The organism is Rickettsia endosymbiont of Rhinocyllus conicus (genome assembly GCF_964026465.1).
Classification (GTDB): domain Bacteria; phylum Pseudomonadota; class Alphaproteobacteria; order Rickettsiales; family Rickettsiaceae; genus Rickettsia.
This window is the reverse complement of the sequence record NZ_OZ032155.1, coordinates 79356-100863: the sequence shown is the minus strand read 5'-3', so window position 1 is coordinate 100863 and position 21508 is coordinate 79356. Positions and strand designations below refer to the sequence as shown.

The following is a 21508-nucleotide window of genomic DNA, read 5'->3' as shown; positions in this document are numbered from 1 at the left end:
TGCCACGCTCATTTTATTCGCGTAGCTCAGACGACTCTCAATCCACGTGGGCAATGCTGCTACGGGGTGACAACTAAGAAAGCATATTATATATTTCCTGCATATATTTATGTTTCAGCCAAAGCTCCGCATTACCGATAACATAGAGATTATTTTTAGCCCTACTAATACCGACGTTTAAGACATTCGGCTTGCTTGTCATGATGCTCCTTGCTCCCTCCTAGCATCATAATTACCGTATCGTTTTCTTTGCCCTGAAAAGCATGTATCGTGCCGATATTGTTATTTCCAAATTCTTTAATTATTTTCTCAAATTTTGAATCCTCATATATTTCGCTCAATTTTCTACGGACAGATTCGCTGTAATCCTTATACATAGTTATAATGTAAATTTGTTTCAGTAAATTAGTCCAGTCTTTTTCTGCTAAAATCTGCATCAATATATGCAATAATTTTTGAAATTCGGCTTCTGATTCATATTTATAACGTTGGATTTTATTGTCCTTTACATCTATCCATTTTGAAACACCTAAAATATTTCTAATGTCGGATTTACAGTTAGAAGTTGCAAAAATCATCTTATTGCCGTAAGCTATTTTATTACATATGCTGAACATCGGATTTTGACATCTTCTATGTACTAATAAAGGAAAGCCAACAGTTGTATCATCTATTTTGGTTTGATATAAAGAATTTCGATCGGCTAAATTTTGTAGCGAAACTTCTGACGGAGACCAATCATAATATGAAACTTTAAAATTTTCACATAATTTTTTGATTAAATCTTGTTTTAATATAGAAATAGGCTCTGTTTGTAGCGGATCACCAACCACTATAACTTTGTTTGATTTATAAATAGCACTAGCTGCATATTGCGGAGGTATCTGTCCTGCTTCGTCAATAAATAGCCACGGAACTTCGTTATGATCAGCAGTAGCAAACATTCTATCGAACGAGTGGAAAGTTGTAGACACAACAGGAATAACCATAAAAAAGTTTTGCCAAGCAATCTTGTTCATTTCAGGCTTACCTGAAGAATGTATAGCTACATCAAAAAAATATTTTAGACTATGCCAAAAAATATCAGCATTAGCATTAATAAATATCTCATGTAATTTAACGGCACTAATAAATAAATTTGATCTTAATATTTCAAACATGGGATTAAAATAAGGAGTGATTTTATTTAAATCGTTAAAATTTTCTTGCCAATTTTGCCAAAACCAATCTTCTTCAAAATTTTTGATATCAAAACCCTCTTCTTCTAAAAAATTATATGATACTGCTAAAGTTCCACATATAATTATCAATCTTTTGAAATCATCAATTTTTGTTATAATTGCTTTCTCGTGATTTATTTTTTCTTCTTGTTGATGCAACAAACTACTATAAGCAAGGTATTTCTCTGTTTTGAATAATTTATAAAAAACTTTGAAATAATCAAGATTATAATCATTAATTTTTGCCGTATTTATCATTATCTCGTTTCTTGTATGAGTTAAGATAGATTCTAAATAGGCTTTTTCGTCTTCGTACTCTTTTATATTATTTTTGTTAACAATATTGTGTTTTTTTAATATATCGTGCTTTTCCTTGTTAAGCTCAATAGCTGATGAAATATTATTGTAAATTTTGTAAATTTCATCATGTAGTTTTTTAAAGTAAGTGCAAGCTTCAGTCCATGCCTTATTTAGCTCTTCCGAAGAATTACAATATTTGGGTTTAAAATGTGCAGGTGCTTTATCCTTACAGCCATTATTATTTAGCAAGTTAAGATATTGCAGCATTGTGTAATCTTCATCTTTGCCGTTTTCTTCATCCTTATACTTCCAAAACTTTTCTACGAATCTTTTTTTATTTCTAAGATTACCTAAAGGCGTAGCAAACAAGCCCCAAATTTTTTTTTTATCATCACCGCACACAAGTTTTTTAAAATAACTTAAATCTTCATGATATAATTCATATATTTTACTATATAGCGATATTTCATTAGAGATATTTTCAACAGCATTATTATTTGAAGATGCTACAACCATACCGTAATTCTGTAACTCCGGTATTAAAGAACTAATATGATAATCAAACTCCGGAGTACTAAGAGAAGTTTTTCCTTTTTGAAATCCACTTTTAGGATCTTTTAGACTTATTAAATTTAAAGCACGATCTACATAGATATTTGCTATAATATCAAAAAGTATGGTAGTTTTACCTGTCCCGGGTGGACCGTTAACGGCAAAAAGCTTTTCTGAAGTAGGAGACAATACTTCATTGATTGCAGCAGCTTGTAAAGCAGCAAGAGAGTTTTTAGGTGATGAACACCAACGTGTCGGCTGCATCTTAAGAGGCGATAATAGCTTTTGCAAAGCTTCTTTCTGCTTCAAAACATCTATAGAAGTAGGCTTATCTTCCTTTCCAAGATATTTTGCCGCTGCTGACTCTGGTTTGATATTTGTGTTATTAGTCCGGATAAAATCTAACGGCTTTAGAAAAAAACTATTAAACATTTCCAATGAGGGAGGAGTAAAATTATAAACTACCGGTTTATCTTTTTTCTTTTTATGCGAGGTAACTCTTCTTATGCATATTTCAGAGCGATTAAATAAATATTTTTCATTAATTTCTAACTTCTGTACTAAAAGGTCAATCATCAAATTAATCATTTCTAAATCTAGAGTTCTAACTAAGGAATCTTGCTTTTTATCCTTAAAATATATTTTCTCACTTTCAGAAAATACTTGATCTATTAAACTGTTATTATTATCTATAAAATTTGCTAAATCTTTTAACTCTTTTTCTTGAAAATCATCTTTCATGATTCTACCGAGAGCATAAGCAGCAGTGGAAATAACCATCGAACGTTCAACATATTTGCCGTTTTCATCAATAGTTAAGCCGGCAATAGGCGTGATAGTCGGTTGCTCTTGATATCCCTTAAAATTATTGTAATCATTTAAAAATTCTTGATCTAGCTTATTCATATTTTGAATTTTCTTTAAAATATCAATTTCTGCTTCCGACCATTTTAGATATCCTAAATAAATATGCCAATGAACAGCTACCTCGTATTTCTCAAGTTCAAACCCAAGTTTATTTTTGTCTAACTTTTCAAATGGTGCATCTTTTAAGAAAAAAAGAGTCTCTTTTTTATCAAGTTTGCAACTAAAACTACCTTTTTGGTCTGTATGCTCTCTGATAATCTCAAAATATCTATTTAAATTTTCATTTTTATTGGGAGTTAATACTTCAATAACTTTCCATACATCTAGAACATTTTTAACTTGCTCGTCCGATTGATTATACATAGACAAAATTTTATACTTAAAATAGAAAATATCCTAAGTATGAAAAGATAGGTTGTAAACAACTTTTTTATATTGCTATTTATAGTTCTAAAATTTGTGTATAATTCACACGCTTATCACTAAACTCTTAATAATTCTCAATAAATCTTTTTGTATTTTTCATAGATTCATTCAATATATTTCTTTTAATTTATTAAAAGGAGCAAATGTAATGGATAATAATAGGGAAGTCATTAAATATATAGCCTCTAGTGTCTGGTCTTCTTGGAATCCTATAAACTGGTCACCAACCATGCAATTAGCTGCCGTAAGTTATATATTTTCTTGTTTAATTGATGATACTAATGCATATCTGGTCAAGGATACGCACGAGCTGAGTAATAGTCAAAATTTTACTTTTCATAGCACAAAATATCCTGCTTCTCGTTATGTAGAGCTTGCTAAGGAAATACCTGTATGCTTAAAAATATTAAAAATATTTCATAAATTTGATCCTGAATATGTACCGGATAAATCACTAACTTCTCATAGATTCATCGATAACTTTTCTAATTTATTAGAGCATTTTAAGCTAACTTCTATTAAAGATTCTACTGATTCTAATCCTAACTATCTTATAGCGTGGAACTGGGCAAAAAATTTAGGAAATATTTTTGAGCATTTTGGTCAGAAGCTAAAGCGTGCTTGTAATAAAGTAGAAACAGCGGAAAATTATTGGGAGAATTACGAACCGGAAGCATTTTCTGATTTTTCTATATTTCGTGAGTCCATAAACATAATGACACACTGCGAGGATGCATTATTAGGTTGTAGAGATATTATATCAGATATATATTAAGATAGTTTATAGTCAATTACTGTTGAGTGTTGCTTATGTAGATTAGTTTTCCCATCATTGTGAGGAGATGCATAGCAGAGGGCGGAGGCAATCTCATAAAACAGTACAACACTCATGAGATTGTCACGCAGTCTCCAACCGTTTGCAAGGTTTGTTCGTGGATCGGAAAACGCCCTCGGTGTCATACCGTGGCGGCGTTGTTGCGTAGATCATTTTTTCCGTCATTGCCACGCGGGTCTACGACCGCTCGCAATGACGACTTGGTATCCACACAACAGCGTCTCCCGTGGCTTGGGAACTAGATCCAGAAAATAATAAAAAATACTAATTTTATTAGTATTTTTTAGCTGGACCACGTGGACAAGCCACGGGGTGACAGGGGAAAATGATCCACGCAACAATGTCTGCTCGCAATGACGATACTGAACATCTAAAATGCTGATGCATCAAATATTATTTTCTACTTCTTGCTTCTTCTATGAAATATTCTTGAAGTTTATCAGCTATAAAATCATCTACCATAGAAATTTTTTTATTTTCACTTGGTTGATTTTTTATAAAAATTTTATGCATTTCATCAATCACATTATCAACATTTATGATACTAGTTTTCTTTTTATCAGTTTTCATATCCATATTTCAAGTAAATAAGTTTAGTATACGAAGATCAACTTGGAAAAGAACAAGGAGTCTATAAGCCGAGGAGCGGAGCGTGTACTTAATACGTGAGCACCGGAGGACTTACAAAGACGACGCCGCCAATTTTTCAAGTTCATCGAGTATACGCTTCAACGCACATAGCCATACCCATACCGCCACCGATACATAAGGTAACTAAGCCCTTTTTAGCCTTATTTCTTCTTAATCCATGTATTAAAGTAATAAGAACACGACCGCCACTAGCACCGATTGGATGACCGATTGCTATTGCTCCGCCATTCACATTAACCTTGCTCATATCCCATTTCATTTCACGATTAACATAAATACTTTGAGCGGCAAAAGCTTCATTAACCTCGATAAGATCTAAATCATTAACACTCCAGCCGGCTTTGCTTAAAGCTTTTTGAGAGGCAGGAACGGGAGCAGTCCCCATAATACTTGGATCAACACCGGCAGAAGCATAAGAGACAATACGAGCAAGCGGCGTTAGATTATGCTTTTTTAATGCTTCTTCGGATACTGCCATAAGACATGCAGCACCATCATTAATTGAGGAAGCATTACCGGCAGTAACTGTACCGTTTTTATCGAAAGCAGGGCGTAATTTACCTAAAATCTCAAGGCTGGTATCAGGTCTTACTGTCTCATCATGATCAAATAAGCTAGCAGTTTTTTTAATCGTCACTTCAATAGGTAAGATCTCATCTTTAAATATTCCGGCTTTTTGGGCTTTCGCAGCTTTTTGATGTGAGCTTAGGGCAAATTCATCTTGCTGCTCTCTAGTAATATTAAACTGCTTTGAAATATTTTCAGCAGTAATACCCATAAATACCCCTGAAAATACATCGGTTAGCCCGTCATACTGCATGAGATCAACCATTTTAATATCACCAAATTTAGCTCCTGCTCTTATATATTAACCCACCAATTAAATACCTGACATAATAGTTGCAAATACTAAAATATAATGTTAGAATGAAATAATGCTAAAAAAAGAAGATTTTAGGACATTATCAACGAGTGCACAAGCAGCTTTAAGAAAAGTTGCATTAAGAGCAATTGATAAAGGAGAAAAACAATCAGATGTATCAAATCTTATAGGAGTAACACGTCAGACTATTAGTAACTGGGTTAACAAAAGAAGAAGAGGTGATAAATATGCAATAACTGGCAAGTCTAGAGGAAGAAAGACAGGAGAGAAAAGAATAATAAATGAAATGCTGGGTAAAAAAATACAAGATTATATAAATCACTCTAGACCAGAAGATCACAATATCAAATCTGCACTATGGTCAAGAAAAGCTATTAATGCCCTGATTAAAAAATGCTGTGGTTTCTTTTTGCCATTAAGTACGATTGGAGAATATTTAAGAAGATGGGGATATACTGCACAAAAACCAAAGAAATTAGCTTATGAGCAACAGCCAAAACAAGTTCAAGTATGGCTAGATGAAGAATATCCCGCAATAGTAAAACAAGCACAAATGGAACAAGCTGAAATACACTGGTGTGATGAAGTGGGTATAAAATCAGAATGTCAGGTGTTACAGAGCTATTCTTTAAAAGGCAAAACACCCGTAGTTATTCATAAATCAAAACGATTTACTATAAATATGATATCAACTGTTACGAACAATGGTAAACTAAGGTTCATGTTATATGAAGATACACTAAAAACAGATATATTTATAGAATTTCTAAGAAGATTAGTGAAATCTGCAAGAAGGAAGATCTTTTTAATATTAGACAATTTAAAAGTACATCATAGTAAAAAAGTATACAGCTGGACAAATAAGCATAAAGATAAAATTTCTTTGTTTTTTTTGCCTCCTTATACTCCACAACATAATCCAGATGAATACTTAAATAATGACTTAAAAAGAAATGTAAATAGAAAACATATACCTCTTACAAAAGATGAGTTAAAATACAATCTTAAATCTTATTTACGTTGCTTACAGAACAATCCTAAACATATACAAAAATTGTTCCAAGCCGATGATGTTAAATATGCCTCTTAAGTCAGGTATTTAATTGGTGGGTTAATAGCTCCATATTTACCGGTTTTAGTTAAATTATTAAATAATTCTTGAATATCTGTTTTTTGAATAGAATAGTAGATATTTTTCTAGGATATAAATGTTTTGCATATCTATCTACAGAAGCGGCATAATCTTTCCATCTTTTATTATTAATTTTACTATATTCATTAAGGTATTTATCATAAAGCTCCTTAAAGGTCAGTTCTTTTGATAATCTAGCTTTTTCTTCTACAGGATTATATCCTTTGGCGATCTCACCTTTTAATTCAGATGCTTTGGCTCTAGCATCAATAATTGATAGATCAGGGAACACACCTATTTTAATTCTATGATATTTCTTATCAAGTACTGTGCCCAAATAAAATATTTTACTACCACCATATGATACAATTAGCAATAATCCTTTTTCTTTGGTATCTTTATATACATCTCGTTTTGCCTGTGGAGCTTTAATTTCATGTAATGCTTCTTTAGTAAACAATAGTGATTTAACTGACATAAATCCTCCCACAGCTTAATTCATATATAATTAAACTGTAGTATGCTTTACTCAGAAAAACAAATCTTATGTTAAATAGAATTATACTTTAAAAAATGATGATTTATCCTAACTACATACAATTAAATAACCAATAGTTGTTATAATCTCTTATCAAATTCAAAAGGTCTAAATATAATTATAAGATAAAAATTAGCCATTAGTTTGAACTAATTATATGCTCATCATATCCACATGTTATTTTTAGATTTGTACTATTTTTTTAATATTGACAAATAATTGCAACTCTACTACAGTTAAGCCTATAATTTTGGTAATTAAGGAAAACCCATTAAATACTAGGATTATGAGCTACAAATTAGTATATGAGAAAAAAGCAGAAAAGTGTGGTAAAAGAGGCTTTTAGGTTGACATCGTAAAGGTCGGGGGTTCAAATCCCCCATCGCCCACCACCTTACCTCCTAGCTTTTCACAGTTTAGTATTGTTATCAAAAAATTTATATGCTCCTTATATTCTCCTTTGAGATTGCATTATAAGCACTATAGTTGCTTTCAAATCTCTTCTATAACTGATATTCAGGAGAAATATTATGCATAATATCTTCTCCTCTTTTTCCACCTCTAACTCTAATAATAAGTTAAATATTAACAATAGTGATAATAGCTCTGTTATATTCTACAATTTTGTCGGTAATTTTATTCCACCTGAATGGAGTACTCTTTCCTCTCGTAATGGTAAAATTTTAAGTAAAACCTCAAGACAACTCCTATCTCTTATAGTCTTCCGCTTGCAAATCTACTATAACAACAGTATTGACGAACTTCAGGAAACTTATCATTTCTTTGAACAACACTTGAGTGTTTGTCAACGAAGAGTAAGACAATGTTTACTCGAATTGGAACAAGCTAGGTTTATCAATCTTTCTACCACAACAATAATTAAATATGGTATCAAATGTCGTAATACTCCTTGTGTAAAATTAGCAAAAGATTTCCAGCCTTATAATCATAAATCTTCAGCTGAAAACGAAAAAAATTTCAGCACTACACGAAAAATTTTTCGCTCCAACCCGAAAGAAATTTCAGCTCAACCTGAAAAAAATTTCGCCAACTACTTATATATAGATAATAATAAAAATATATCTAATAAATCTAGATCTAGCGAATCTACAATTTTTCAAAATGAAAAAAATATATTTAATCATAATAACCAAACTCAGTTACAAGAACAACAACTTGAAACAAATTTACAATTCAAAACAACAAGCTCAACCAATGATCAACAACAAGCTGATAATACTAATTTCTCTAGTGCTAATATCACAACAGGTGCTACACATATTAATACTACATTACAAGCAGTTATTGATAAAATTTCTAAAAAACATAATTCTACAGTATCAAATAGCAATAATGTAGCAATGAATGCCGTTAATCATAAAGGCTGGTTCAAAAGAAAGAAATTAGCAGATTTTTACCCTTTAAGCCAAGAAGATGCTGATTTACTGCGAGTAAAATCAAATCGTGAATTTAATCTGGAATTTATTAATAAATTACTCTTAAAGCTTGCAGGAGAATATTCCAATCACCATTTTGGCCATAAGAAAGTGTTACTAAACTATATGGCTAAAGCTTTAGCTCATGAGTTACGTGAAACTACTAAAGCTAATAATGCTACATTTCAGTTTAAATCTAGCGACTTAAACAACGCTAAAGAGCAATACCTAGATAAGATAGAAAGTAGCCTTGATACTAGCTTGCAAGCTCAGCTAAAACGTAAAATTGTTGGTAGTTTTAATCCTGATTCAGCTTATGAATTACTAAGCTCCTGCTTATTTATTGGGGTAGTAGGTAATAGCTATCAAATAAAATTGCTTAAAAATATGCTTCTTTCAGAACATAGCCAAGATAAAATATTGCAGCAAGTACAAATGATCTATGGCAGTAGTATTGAGAAGTTGAAAATCATACAATTTTCTGAGCTTGAATCGAAGCAGAATAATACTGAAGATGAAAAACAAGATTATCTATTGCAGCTAAGCAAACAATTAAATCCTGATTCAATATGGTATAAAGTAAGGAAATTCCTCATTGAACGTTATAACAAATATATTGATTTTGCTGTATTAACTAAATTAGTAGTTGTAGAGGAAGATATAGTCAACAACAAGGTAATCCTTAAATCAACAACGGCTTTTAATGATTACTATGTTAGAAATCGTCATATGCAAGATCTAGAAGAAGCTTTTAAGACTCAAGATTATTGCTTTGAATTAATCAAGTTTGAATATAACTAAATTATTGTGGTAATTGATAATTTGTAATAACTACTTCATCAGATATTTTATTATGTTCAGGCATGGAATATTTAACCTTAATAATACTAATATTAAAATTTTTGTATAAGTTTCTAATAAAGGGAGTATTACTATTAGAAACCATTATTTTAACATTTTTATCATTGAGTTCTGTAGCAAAATCTTTAAGTCTCGTTTGATCATTTTCATCAAAGGGTAATCTGGTATAAAATTTCTCACCTGATTTATGATAAGGAGGATCAAAATAAACAAAATCACCTTTTTGTGGTTCAATGAAAGAAAAATCCATAGCACAAATAGATGTGCCAGCTAAAAGCTGACTGCACTGTTTTAATCTAAAGGCAAGATCAGATTTACTATAATTCCTACCAGAGAAAGTTTGAGCTGGTTTGCCATCAATATTAATTCGGTAAATACCTTTAAATGAATATCTATTAAGATAGATAAATCTTGCAGTAATCTTCGCTGGGTCATTACTGTCATTATTACTTCTAACTTGATAATAATGTTCTTTGGAGTGTTTTTCTTTATGGGAGTCTAATAGTTTACTAACCTTATCTGGATTCTTCTTAACCGCATTATAGGACGTCACTAGCTCTAGATTAATATCAGATAGGAAGCAATGTTTAAATTTATCTCTAACTTGAAAGAATAAAGCACCACCACCAAGGAATGGTTCATAGTAGTTATTCAGTGTTGATGGAAAAAACTTAATTAATTGATCGGCAATTTTTCTTTTACCACCCACCCATTGTAAGAATGGTTGCGGTTTATCTAAGTTCTTTACTGACATAATTTGTTATTTATCTTTATTTTCTACTAAAGATTATATCAGAAAATAGGCTTAAATGCGAGAAAAACAGCATATTCAAAGGGATTTTAGTATTTATTATAGCATCACTTAGTGTTATTTTTATCTATGTATAATTGATAAAGAATAGGGCTAACAAATATTATATTTTAAGTCTGTCTCATTTATGCAGCTGTTTGCCCAATTGTATAAAAATCTGTCAAAAAAGCTCTTAAATCCTCTGTACTTCGCAGAATTGTGGTGATATCTGTCCTTACCATGAGCTGCATGGTGCAGTTCTGGTTCAGAGGTTAAATTCAAGACTTCAACATTCTAACACTTTAACCTCTGAGCTGTTTTCTTAACTTTAACAGCAAGGAGATGCTATGATAATTAATAACACAAATCAACAACAAGATCACAATAAAGTTAAAAATATGGTGCAGCAAGCTTGGATATTGCAATTATCTCCTATATCTGTCACATTAATGCCATCTGACCCAGAATATAGTTTTACAGATAAGCATCAAGAATTAGAGCAAGAATTACAAAAGGCAAAGCATGAACTAAAAGAATCTAATATATTTAAGATAGATTTAATTAAAAATATTAGTAATAAATTAGATATATCATGTAATGAAATGCTCTTACAGCTGCTGACACTTTATGGAGCAGAAACAGATTCTAACAAGAAGAACTCCTTATCTAATATTGTCATAGATTGTGCTAAGGGACTATTAGATTATGCTCATAATCTGGTTAATTTGCTGCATAAAGATGCTAAATTAGTTCCCATAGATCTACAAGCTTTTGATCTAGAGCAATTAGTAAATGATACTGTTAATAAAATTATACCAGAAGCTAAGGATAAAGGTTTAGATCTTTTTTGTAATTTTCAGTACGATATAGCCAAGATTATTATTGGCGATAGTTACTGGATAAAGGCAATATTAGAATAATTAGTAGCTAATGCAGTTAAATTTACTGAAGAAGGCAAAGTTATTGTGACAATCAATCTATTTCCTACTACTATAGAAGAAGATAATAAGGAGATGGTGCTACAACTTATCATCCATGATACAGGTATTGGCATGTCTGAAGAAATACAGCAATATATTAGAGGTAAGAATATTGAATTTGATTCTGCAACTGGGTATAAAGGATTAAAATTAGGACTTACCTTTGTTAAAAGACTTATCCATGAAATGCGTGGAGATATTAACGTCGAAAGCGAAGAAGGTAAGAGTACAACTGTTACATGTAATATACCAGTAAAATTACCTATATCTATTTATTAACAATCAATAAACAGTAAAGTCTTGTAAAGTAAAATTTACAAGACTTTACTTCAATATCTATAAAAGTAATCTACTATAGTAAAAATATTATTGACAGTTCAGTTAACTAAACTAAACTGAATAGATGAGTACAGCATGACAAAATATGGTTAAAAATCAAATTAATTGTAAGTATGAGGAGTCTTTAAATTGTTGTTATAGTAAAAGATTATTAAAAAAACTTTTACTACTAAATAAATATGCAACAAATAAGATAAATCTTAATCAAGTTACTAAGGCTATTTACTATGCCAAAAAATATCATGGTGGGCAAAAACGCAAAACTGGAGAATTATTTTACACTCATACTTTAGAAGTGGCATATATGATTTCTGATTACTCATTTAAAACTGATCTTATTGTTACTGCCATATTACATGATGCGATTGAGGATACAGAGTTGACTCAAGAAATGATAGCAGAAGCATTTAGTGATAAGATAGCAAGTTATGTTGAAGATTTAACTAGAATTAAAAAAGATCATAAGATTAGTGCTGTAGAAATGGTTAAGATGTTATATATACAAAAGAAGGATGATTTATTACTAATTAAGCTGTTTGATAGATTACATAATATACAAACGGTTAGAGCGAAGTCTCTTGACAAGATCTGGCAAACAACATCTGAAACTCTGCAAATATTTTTAGCATTAGCTGCTTACTTAAAAATACCTGAGATTGCGGGGCAATTAGAAAAACACTGCCTAAATGTAATCTTCAATTATGAAATCTTACCAAGCAGGATGTTAGCAAATAATTAAAACAGTGAAGATTATCAGATAATTCTGTAAATAAACTTATTACACAAGAACTATTAAAATGTTGATAATATACACCTCTAATAATAGATAAATTAAAATTGTATTCAAGGTGGAAACCTCTTTTCACCTTGGATACTCATTATTTAAAACTTCTTTGAAAAGGAGTATACTTTTACATATAAAAATAATATAGTTAGTAACTTATTGTTAATCAAAGATTTTTGTTATATAATTATAGGGTAGTTACAGTAAATAGTATCATAGGATAAGTTAAGAGAGTATAAAATTTATGGCTTTATCAAGATTTCTTGATCCAAAAAATGATGTGGCGTTTAAAAAGATTTTTGGTTCTGAAAAAAATAAGGATATCTTAATACATTTCTTAAATGATATGTTATTGTTTAAAGGTAATAATCAAATAACAGAGATAGAATTTTTAAATACCATTCAAGATCCTGATATAGCATCTAAGAAACAATCAATAGTGGATGTTTTATGTAAAGATAAGAGCGGGGTGCAGTATATTATAGAAATGCAGGTAGATCCTTCTATTGGTTTTGAGAAAAGAGCCCAATATTATGCAGCAAAGGCATATTGTCGACAGACTAATAGGGGGAGAGAAGAAGATGGGAAATATTCTAATCTCAAAGAAATCATCTTTATAGCAATAGCAGGATGCATATTATTTCCACAGAAGAGAGAATATATATCACGTCATGTAATATTAGATAAGAATAGTTATGAGCATGATTTAAAGGATTTTTCTTTTACCTTTATAGAATTACCAAAATTTAAGAAAGATAAGGTAGAAGAACTAAATAATATAACAGAGAAATGGTGTTATTTTTTCAAGCATGCAAAAGAGACGACAGAAGAAGAGTTACAAAAGATAATAGGTACAGACCTAGTTATAAGAAGAGCATATGAAGCACTTGATCAATTTAATTGGAGTGAAGAGGAGTTAATAAGCTATGAACAAGAGCTAAAGCGTATCTGGGATAATAGGGCTGTAGAAGAATATAAACTGCAGCATGCTAAAGAAGAAGGAATCCAGATCGGAAAAACTGAAGGAAAAGCTGAGGGAGAATATAGCAAAACCGTTGAAATAGCAAAAAAAATGTTATCTGAGGATTGTAATATTTCTTTAATTGCTGCCATCACCGGTCTTGATGAACCCTTTATCCTTTCTCTTAAAAAGTAACAGTAGGATTTCAATTTTTGCTTGAATTTTTGACTATCAGTTACCAAGCTTTTCCCTTATCCAATCAAGCCAACATCCGGCTGACAGTTAGTAGTTACATTAGCATAATTTTCTATCTCGGCAATATTATACACTATATCTGTGTTTTCTATCTTTGATTGATTATTGAATTGATTATTTTGCCTATTGTCAATTAATGGCTCATTTGCTAACAACATATCTTGTTGTTTTTTTAGCATTACTGTGATTTTATCTTGCAAGTGGTTTTTTAGTTCAGTAGCCTTAGTAGCTAGCTGAGTTTTTTCTAAAGATTTAGATAATATTTCCACTATATTACTATGATTACCATTGACTATTTCGCTGATTAATTGCGTTTGTAGAGTTATAGGGTCAAATTCTAATTCTGCCATTAAGATATCTTTTTCTTGGGCATATTCCTCTAATATTTCCTCAAATCCTGCTATAATATTAAGGACATGAGCTTGTACTTCTAATAAATTAAGCGGTTCTTCTTTTGTAATATAAGGTTTTACTTTTGTAATTTTTCTTATTATTAAATCAGCTAATGTTAAACTATCATTAAGATTAAATTGTGAATAATCTACTACATTAATTGATGCTGAATTCTTAGTGGTACTATTTGTACTACTATCAGCTGTCTGTTCTGCATCTATAGATGCAGTCTTAATATTTTTTGCAGTAAACCAGTTTATTTTATTAATTGGATTTAGCACGCTTAATAATATCCCAGTGCTTTTACTTTTTAGCCAATTAATCATATTATTTATTGGTGATAACATACTACTAGCGGCATTACTTATTACATGATCACTGATATTTTCTGTTTCGTTTCCCTCAGCAATCTCACGACGATAACGATCATATATTACACTGTTTTCTGTGCTAAAATTAGATACATAATCTATAATGCTATTTTGAGCAGTCTGTAGCATGGTCCACTGCATTTTCCATTCTATCTCCTTTTCTGTAATAATAATAACATTCTTATTAGCATTCATAATCAAAGGCACTTGAACAAAAAATAGTCCTTCGCTATTATAACTGATCCTTATAGCTATATCATTTAAATATATTTCCAATCTCTTATACCAATCTTGGTTTAATGCTTCTTTTAATTTTATTGTTGCTATATAGTTTTTATCTGGTGGAAAAAGATATATTTCTCCATTTGTAAGTGGAGATACTTTATAATAGAATAATTTCATTAATATATCATTACCAGACTCCACAATCTCAGATTGTAATTCTTTATATAAACTTTCTTTTATTTGTTTTGATAAAGAACGTAAATCTATAATAGTATTATCCTCAACTTTATTAATCGTAATGTTATAACCATCTCTATTTTTTACATATTCGACTGGATTCTGAACATGATTGATTGTTTTCATTATTCTATTAACAACGTTATCAGGAAAAAGTTGCTGATTTATTATATTACTATATTGTGTTGTCTTATCTAAAGAATAGTTTTGTAATTGTACGTTATATAATAATTTATCTTGATATTTAGACAATAAACTATTATTAATATGACTTTTTAATCTAGTAAATTCTTTAAAATCACAATCTTCAATAAAATTAATCTCATCTTGCACTGAAGTAAAGCCTAGGATCGCGTAAGCTTCGGTGATATCGAAGCTATTAATTGACATTACACATCTTAAAACATGTTCTATATCATAATCTATCACAGATTCTAGTTCTTTATTTAATTTATATAATTGCGAAGCGTTAGAAATGTTATTCTCTAAATACGAGGTAGAACAGTTGTTTTTATCTAACCTTTGAATTTTTATTGGATCTAAACCTAAATCAAATTCTAGTGTAGATATTCTATAATTTTCATTAATACACCAATTTTTTATTTTAATAAAATTATTAGAATTTTTATCAGTAAATATTAAATCTTGATCTATAATATGAACTTTAATTTGTTCAGGTAGCACATTTTTTAATAACATCACCCCTATACGTTGTGCATCTGATTCTATAGAAATTAAGGTGTTATTTACTAATTTCTGATTATGATTAATTTCAAGGGATTTACCAAAATCTACAACATATTCTTTTACAATTTTTTCATAATTATATTTTTTATAATCTAAAGCTTTAGGGTATTCTTGTAATAAATTAGTACTATATTTATAATTTATACTACCATTGCTATATGAATATAGTTTAAAATCTTGCCATTTAAGAGTATCAGAATAAAAATCTTTAAGTATTACAACCAAAGGATTAGGATTTTCACCTATGTCTTTTTCTAATAATAATAGATCATTATTATTTCTGCAGAATTCTATATTTTCTAAATTACTATCCACTACAACTTGCTTAATACTGACTGGCAGTATAAATACATTTCTATTACTGCTAGCATGATAAAAAGGTACCAATCTAACATCCTCATCAAAAGGTATAAAAGAATTTTTACTTTGATCCACTAATATTAAATGTTTATACTCATTACCTAAAAAGTAATTCTCTATTATAATATTATCTCTTTCAGTAGTAGTATGATTAACTTTTTTCTCAATTAATAAACTTAAATTATCATCTTTTTGTTCTAATGAAACATCATCAATAGATTGTACACTTAAAATATCGAGTTTTTTATCTTCTGATCTATTATCAATATTTACTGCAGTTTCACCTGGTGCATTACTGGCTATATACACATCCTGTCCTTCTCCACCTTCAGCAAATACAGTTTGTTTATCAAGATTAATAACATCAACTCCAGAAGAACCAATAACCATCTTATAGGATACTTTATGATCATTTTCTAATGCACTACTAATAACACCGAAAATTTTATAATCTTTTTCTGTATATGAAATGTTTCTATAGTAATCTTTAGCAATGCTTAAATTATCAAGAGAGTGTCCTGCATGCAGTTCAAATTTACTAACAATAGTAGAATTACTATCTAGCTTAGGAACAATATTACTACCATGCTTATCTATCAATACAAAGTTAGTATTGTTGTTCCTATCAAGATAGTTTTTAACGTCAAGAGTGAATGTACCATTTTGACTCAACGGTATCCTGAAGGATATGGTATTATTTATTGGAGAATAAGTTATTTGATCACAATCTTTTAACAAACTAATTTTGGAAAAAATGATAGTACCGTTTCCATGTACATTAATTGTTGAACTTGAAACCTGGTTTTCATATCCCTGAGTCTTGACAAAAAAGGTATAAGTACTATAATAACCTGCAACCTTAGTATATGGATAAATATTTACTTTATTACAACCAGTGATTAAATCTTCTTTGCCATGACTATAACCTCCACCACTATCTATAAAAATATGAGGAGCAGGTATATGATATTCTCCTGAATAATGAATGTTTGTAAGATGAAATGGTTCACAAACAATATTATCTACTTTATTTTTTCTTCCAATATAGTGAAGTCTAGCATCATCATATCTAAAATAGTGTACTGCAAAACTACGACCATTTAATATTACTTGTGAGAATCCTGTATTCGATAAGTAACTATTAGTAATCTTAAAATCCATAACCTCATTTATTAGTTGTTTTGTGCTAAGTATATTAGTAGAATTGCTACCCAAAGAAATCGAACCTAAAAATTTATCACTTGTAAAAATAAACTGGCTAGTTGTATCATTTCCGCCAAGTATTTTTGTATTCCCCTCAGAAAGCAAAAAAACATTGTGTAATTTATTACTTCCAATTATTGTGCCTGTATTTATATATCTTAGATCATAGATAATCCATTGATCATTATTTTTTGATGATTCCCTCTGATTATGAATCATAACTACCGCATTATCACAATAATGTACAGCTGTCGGAACTGATTTTGTAATACCTTTCTCATAATCTGCATCAGTAATTTCTGGTAAACAAATCATTGTAGAATTCTGTATAGAGTGAGGTAAGACACGCGAAAGATGTTTTGTATTAGCGTTTTTCTCATGCATATGAATAGTTGCAGAACTACCACTAATAATAGGTATATAATCACAGGAAACTGTTGTATCGCATAAGTCTGTAAATGGATAACATGTTATTTTATTCCTGCAGTTTTTAGGTTGATATTCTATCTTTCCTAATCCTATAGCATAAGCAACCACATCATTAGGACTAGCTGCTAAAGTTTTCCAAGCATTTTGAACTATATTGTTGACTGCTTCTGTTCTAAATTGCAAATTTTTTATATCTTGTGCCATATCTTGCAATAATATAGTACGCCAAAAGATACTCCAATTCTCCGAATGTGTAGTATCATACTTTTCTTCATATTCTATAATATTACTAACGCCACTATATATGCCATAACCTACCATTAATCCAAAACCAACTCCTATAGCTAATGGTCCAGCAGCAGCTAACGGTACAGTACCTACAGCACCCGCAACAGTTAATCCAATACCAGAAACAAAAGAAACACTAGAAAAAGTTATAGATGCTATGTTATCTCTCATGTCTTTATCACTACACGGATCATTACTGCCTTTTTTATTAGCACATTGTACTAAAGTATTGGATGATATTGCTATATCAATAATATCAAATACTCCTGCTAATGCTCCTGCTGTACCTTTTGCTATTTTTGCACCATATTTCATTCCTCCTATTTGGATAACGAACTTTGTATTATAACCTAAAACACGTGGTACAAACTTGCCAGCAGTATTTGCAGCTGTATTGACAATTTTAGGCGTAATCTTTACTATTATATTCTCAATTGGTTGTGATAGAAAAGAATAACCAAGCCCGCTTACACTTAATGCACAATATCCTTCACTTCCATCTTGACAAGTAGTAATAACACTATGTATTCCTCTTATTAATTGAATTTTACCTGCAGCATTTAATAGCCCTTGCTTTAATTTAGGATTGATTTTTGGAGCATCACTCTTTGAAAAATCATGTGATAAATCTTTAATGCACTTATTTTGAATATAACTATTATATCCTCCATCTTGAATAACATCATTCAATAAATACTTGTACTCACCAATAATATTAATATTGTTATCACCTGCTGCAATTCTTTCTTTAGCTAATTCTAATAGTTGAGAATTTTTATTATTATCTTGAATACTCTTGGTATACTCCAGAAATTTCTTACTATCAATCATAATCTGATCTAAATCTCTTGGTGCTTTTTTGTTTACATTAAAATTATCTACATCATCCCATGAATACAAACAATCATTAATACTCCTTTTTGTTCTTCCAGCACCTAAACATAGTTTTGACAGCCCAGCTACTACATTAGGATCAACAACAGTAGTAGAACTATGCACTACTATAGCAGAAGTAAATGAATCACTTGTTAATAACAAAGAATCAGCATTCCTAGCTTGAGCATTAAACACAGCTCCCATTATAACTATTTTATCACTATCTGTTATCGCCTTTAAAGCTGCTCCTTGGGAGTATCTGTTGACTTGTTCGTCAACTAAGTTTTTTACTACTTTTTTTCCTTTATCATTTAGAAATTCTTGTTCTTTTTGTATTTTTTCTGCTATATCTGTTATTTTTAATAGATTATTTTCCTGTGTTTGAGTTAGTTTAATTGAGTCATCATATTTTAATTCTAGTCCTACAGGCGTATATTCTTTAGTACCTTGAATAGAAGCTCCAATACCCTGAATTAACATGTCTATTCTACCACCGGCCCCTGTTTGAAATTCTGTTAGTACTAACTCTCTGATTTTTTCTTCTTCTGCTAATTTTACATCACTATAATGACTAAATGCTCCATGTAATATTGCTTGAAAATGTGCTTCTTTACTAATTAATGATTTAATAGGATTAATCCCTTCCCCAATTTCCTTTAATAAATTATTATATTTATCTGGTAAAATATCAGCCTGTAACTGAGAATTTAGAGCATCATCAAACTTTTCTTTTAGCTTATCAGGGTAAGTAATTTTTGTGAAATCTCCCTTAGATTCTTCATTATAAGCATCATTATATGATTTCAGAGAAGGATAAAGATCAATTATTTTTATATTACAATATTCTTCAAATTGTTTTTGATCTATTCTAAAATGTAAATCCAGTTGAATAATTTTCCTATCACCTATCAATGCTTGATTTAATGGAATCTTTTTTAGCTGCACATCTCTATTAGTTTCTATAATATTTAATAAAATAACAGAGTCTTTTTGACTAGATGGTATAAACAACACTGTTGTAATAGCATGACTCTTATCTATTTTGAGATCAGTTTGACTATCTTTAGTCTTATCTTTTGCTATACGTCCAGGTTGTACTCTTGTTGCCTGAGAATCCAACACTTTTAGTTCTTCAGTTGCTACAATATCATCCTTATTATAGATAAAAACATGTTTTGTATATTTATCGTCTTCTAATAATATCGATTGTCCAAGTAAAAACCTACTAAAGTAATGATGCTCACTTTTCTCTCCTGTACCTGGAAATGTATGATAAGTATTTTCTAAGTACTTTTTGATTATATCTTGAAAAATGCTCTTATCTTTTTCTCGAGTAAGTTGGTTCCTAATTTCCCATTTTCGTGTAGAATCTAGTATTCCCTGTACTAAAGGAGTTATTTCTATATCACGTTTTACAAATTCCATTTGCATAAATGATGAGGCTGTACTATCCAAGTTCATACCAACACAAAGAATATTATCTGGAATAGTTAGAATCCTCATAGTATTAGGTTGGAATCCCTTAGTGTAATCTTTTGCTTGTTTAAGAGCATCACTATATCCTATTTGTCCTGTAATTCCTGCCTTAAGTTCAATAATGATAGGAATAGAATTTGTTGCTCGATCAGGACCACGAACTAACAAAATAATATCGGCATATCCTCTACCTGCAAATTGTTCTAAATAGATACGGGTATTTTCGCGATACCTAAAATTATCAAATACACCAGCTACAAACCCATGATGATCAGCTTCACGTGCTTGACTCCCATAAACATCTTTTGACAAATTTAAAGCAGTGTGGGTATCTTTAATGTGGGTTAAGATTTTTTCAAAGATATTTCTTACTTGTTTTGCATCTGAACTAGCAAGCTTAGCTATATCATTTTCTAGATAATCGTCTCCTGCTCTTTGCTTAGTTATTTTTTGAAATGGAAACTTAACAGGAGCAGGGCCTGCATCATGTTTTATTGGTATATTATTATCTATTTCAACTGTGATTTTGTTTTCTCCTGTAGATTTGTTAATCTTTATTAATTGAATTTTAATGTCTTTTTCTTTTAGTTTACTTTGTTTATTGTTTGCTCTTAAATTATTTATCTCGTCTAATTCATCTGTAGTAAATTCAAGTTTCCGTGTACGTAATTGTTCAGATGTATATTTTTTGTTGCCTTCTTCAGTAAAGATAAAAACATTTACTTTTTTTTCTATTTCTACCACTACCTTTAAAGTTTTTGCACTATCAAAACGGAAATAAAGACTTGTTATTCCAATTTTTTGTACACCAAGTCTAGTATCTAATAATGTAGAAAAACTTCCTAAGAAAAAATGAGGGAAAAAACCTTCTTTTATACTAGAATGTAAGTAAGAAGGAATCTGATTTATAAATGACTGGAATCTTGCTTGAAAAGAATAATCAAGTGGTGGATTTTGAGGTATACTACTTTTAGCAATATCTGGAAAAAGTAGTTCTATTAACTCAAATTCTTGTGGTTTTTTCTTTAAAGGATTTATATTAGGCATAATAAACCTCATAAATACTTATTACATAAACTTCTTTGTTGATTAA

11 protein-coding genes and 2 pseudogenes are annotated in these 21508 nt (G+C 30.2%); 7 read left to right on the top strand and 6 right to left on the bottom strand.

The window, feature by feature from the left end; all coding sequences use genetic code 11:
• Nucleotides 1-164 precede the first annotated feature (164 nt).
• Nucleotides 165-3302 (bottom strand): DEAD/DEAH box helicase, encoded by a 3138-nt coding sequence (locus tag AAGD54_RS00465; RefSeq protein ID WP_341794729.1) that lies wholly within the window; start codon nucleotides 3300-3302, stop codon nucleotides 165-167.
• Nucleotides 3303-3513: 211 nt separating this feature from the next.
• Between AAGD54_RS00465 and AAGD54_RS00460 the strand changes: the two genes are divergently transcribed.
• Nucleotides 3514-4140, top strand: a complete 627-nt coding sequence (locus AAGD54_RS00460) for a hypothetical protein (protein ID WP_341794728.1) — start codon at nucleotides 3514-3516, stop codon at nucleotides 4138-4140.
• 453 nt (nucleotides 4141-4593) lie between these two features.
• On the opposite strand, the gene AAGD54_RS00455 is transcribed toward AAGD54_RS00460, so the two are convergent.
• Complete coding sequence (locus AAGD54_RS00455; protein WP_341788714.1) at nucleotides 4594-4770, bottom strand: AbrB/MazE/SpoVT family DNA-binding domain-containing protein; 177 nt, start codon at nucleotides 4768-4770, stop codon at nucleotides 4594-4596.
• Nucleotides 4771-4912: 142 nt separating this feature from the next.
• A pseudogene (locus AAGD54_RS00440) lies at nucleotides 4913-5719 on the bottom strand (acetyl-CoA C-acyltransferase); the annotation flags it as partial.
• Nucleotides 5720-5786: 67 nt separating this feature from the next.
• Here AAGD54_RS00440 and AAGD54_RS00435 point away from each other — a divergent pair.
• Nucleotides 5787-6824, top strand: a complete 1038-nt coding sequence (locus AAGD54_RS00435; RefSeq protein WP_341794233.1) for an IS630 family transposase — start codon at nucleotides 5787-5789, stop codon at nucleotides 6822-6824.
• A gap of 26 nt (nucleotides 6825-6850) precedes the next feature.
• Here AAGD54_RS00435 and AAGD54_RS00430 read toward each other — a convergent pair.
• Nucleotides 6851-7344 (bottom strand): annotated as a pseudogene (locus AAGD54_RS00430) (Arm DNA-binding domain-containing protein); the annotation flags it as partial.
• Between the two features lie 590 nt (nucleotides 7345-7934).
• Here AAGD54_RS00430 and AAGD54_RS00425 point away from each other — a divergent pair.
• Nucleotides 7935-9641 carry a hypothetical protein gene (locus AAGD54_RS00425; RefSeq protein WP_341794726.1) on the top strand — a complete coding sequence of 569 codons (1707 nt, stop codon included), beginning with the start codon at nucleotides 7935-7937 and terminating at the stop codon, nucleotides 9639-9641.
• A 1-nt stretch (nucleotide 9642) separates the two neighbouring features.
• Here the strand turns inward: AAGD54_RS00425 and AAGD54_RS00420 are convergent, their stop codons facing one another.
• Nucleotides 9643-10455: a Dam family site-specific DNA-(adenine-N6)-methyltransferase gene (locus tag AAGD54_RS00420; RefSeq protein WP_341794725.1), complete on the bottom strand. Its 813-nt coding sequence runs from the start codon at nucleotides 10453-10455 to the stop codon at nucleotides 9643-9645.
• Between the two features lie 383 nt (nucleotides 10456-10838).
• On the opposite strand from AAGD54_RS00420, the gene AAGD54_RS00415 reads away from it, so the two are divergent.
• From AAGD54_RS00415 to AAGD54_RS00400, 4 genes are all read left to right on the top strand, one after another.
• Nucleotides 10839-11411, top strand: coding sequence for a hypothetical protein (locus tag AAGD54_RS00415; RefSeq protein WP_341794724.1), 573 nt, complete (start codon nucleotides 10839-10841; stop codon nucleotides 11409-11411).
• A gap of 45 nt (nucleotides 11412-11456) precedes the next feature.
• Nucleotides 11457-11750: a sensor histidine kinase gene (locus AAGD54_RS00410; RefSeq protein WP_341794723.1), complete on the top strand. Its 294-nt coding sequence runs from the start codon at nucleotides 11457-11459 to the stop codon at nucleotides 11748-11750.
• A gap of 145 nt (nucleotides 11751-11895) precedes the next feature.
• The gene (locus AAGD54_RS00405; protein WP_341794722.1) at nucleotides 11896-12549 is read left to right on the top strand and encodes an HD domain-containing protein; all 654 of its coding nucleotides are present in this window, start codon (nucleotides 11896-11898) and stop codon (nucleotides 12547-12549) included.
• Between the two features lie 289 nt (nucleotides 12550-12838).
• Nucleotides 12839-13750: an Rpn family recombination-promoting nuclease/putative transposase gene (locus AAGD54_RS00400; protein WP_341793895.1), complete on the top strand. Its 912-nt coding sequence runs from the start codon at nucleotides 12839-12841 to the stop codon at nucleotides 13748-13750.
• 56 nt (nucleotides 13751-13806) lie between these two features.
• Here AAGD54_RS00400 and AAGD54_RS00395 read toward each other — a convergent pair whose 3' ends face one another.
• Complete coding sequence (locus AAGD54_RS00395) at nucleotides 13807-21462, bottom strand: hypothetical protein (RefSeq protein WP_341794721.1); 7656 nt, start codon at nucleotides 21460-21462, stop codon at nucleotides 13807-13809.
• Nucleotides 21463-21508 lie beyond the last annotated feature (46 nt).

Coding starts and splice junctions, on each gene's coding strand:
- AAGD54_RS00465 (WP_341794729.1), bottom strand. CDS start 3,302: ATGTATAATCAATCGGACGAGCAAGTTAAAAATGTTCTAGATGTATGG.
- AAGD54_RS00460 (WP_341794728.1), top strand. CDS start 3,514: ATGGATAATAATAGGGAAGTCATTAAATATATAGCCTCTAGTGTCTGG.
- AAGD54_RS00455 (WP_341788714.1), bottom strand. CDS start 4,770: ATGAAAACTGATAAAAAGAAAACTAGTATCATAAATGTTGATAATGTG.
- AAGD54_RS00435 (WP_341794233.1), top strand. CDS start 5,787: ATGCTAAAAAAAGAAGATTTTAGGACATTATCAACGAGTGCACAAGCA.
- AAGD54_RS00425 (WP_341794726.1), top strand. CDS start 7,935: ATGCATAATATCTTCTCCTCTTTTTCCACCTCTAACTCTAATAATAAG.
- AAGD54_RS00420 (WP_341794725.1), bottom strand. CDS start 10,455: ATGTCAGTAAAGAACTTAGATAAACCGCAACCATTCTTACAATGGGTG.
- AAGD54_RS00415 (WP_341794724.1), top strand. CDS start 10,839: ATGATAATTAATAACACAAATCAACAACAAGATCACAATAAAGTTAAA.
- AAGD54_RS00405 (WP_341794722.1), top strand. CDS start 11,896: ATGGTTAAAAATCAAATTAATTGTAAGTATGAGGAGTCTTTAAATTGT.
- AAGD54_RS00400 (WP_341793895.1), top strand. CDS start 12,839: ATGGCTTTATCAAGATTTCTTGATCCAAAAAATGATGTGGCGTTTAAA.
- AAGD54_RS00395 (WP_341794721.1), bottom strand. CDS start 21,462: ATGCCTAATATAAATCCTTTAAAGAAAAAACCACAAGAATTTGAGTTA.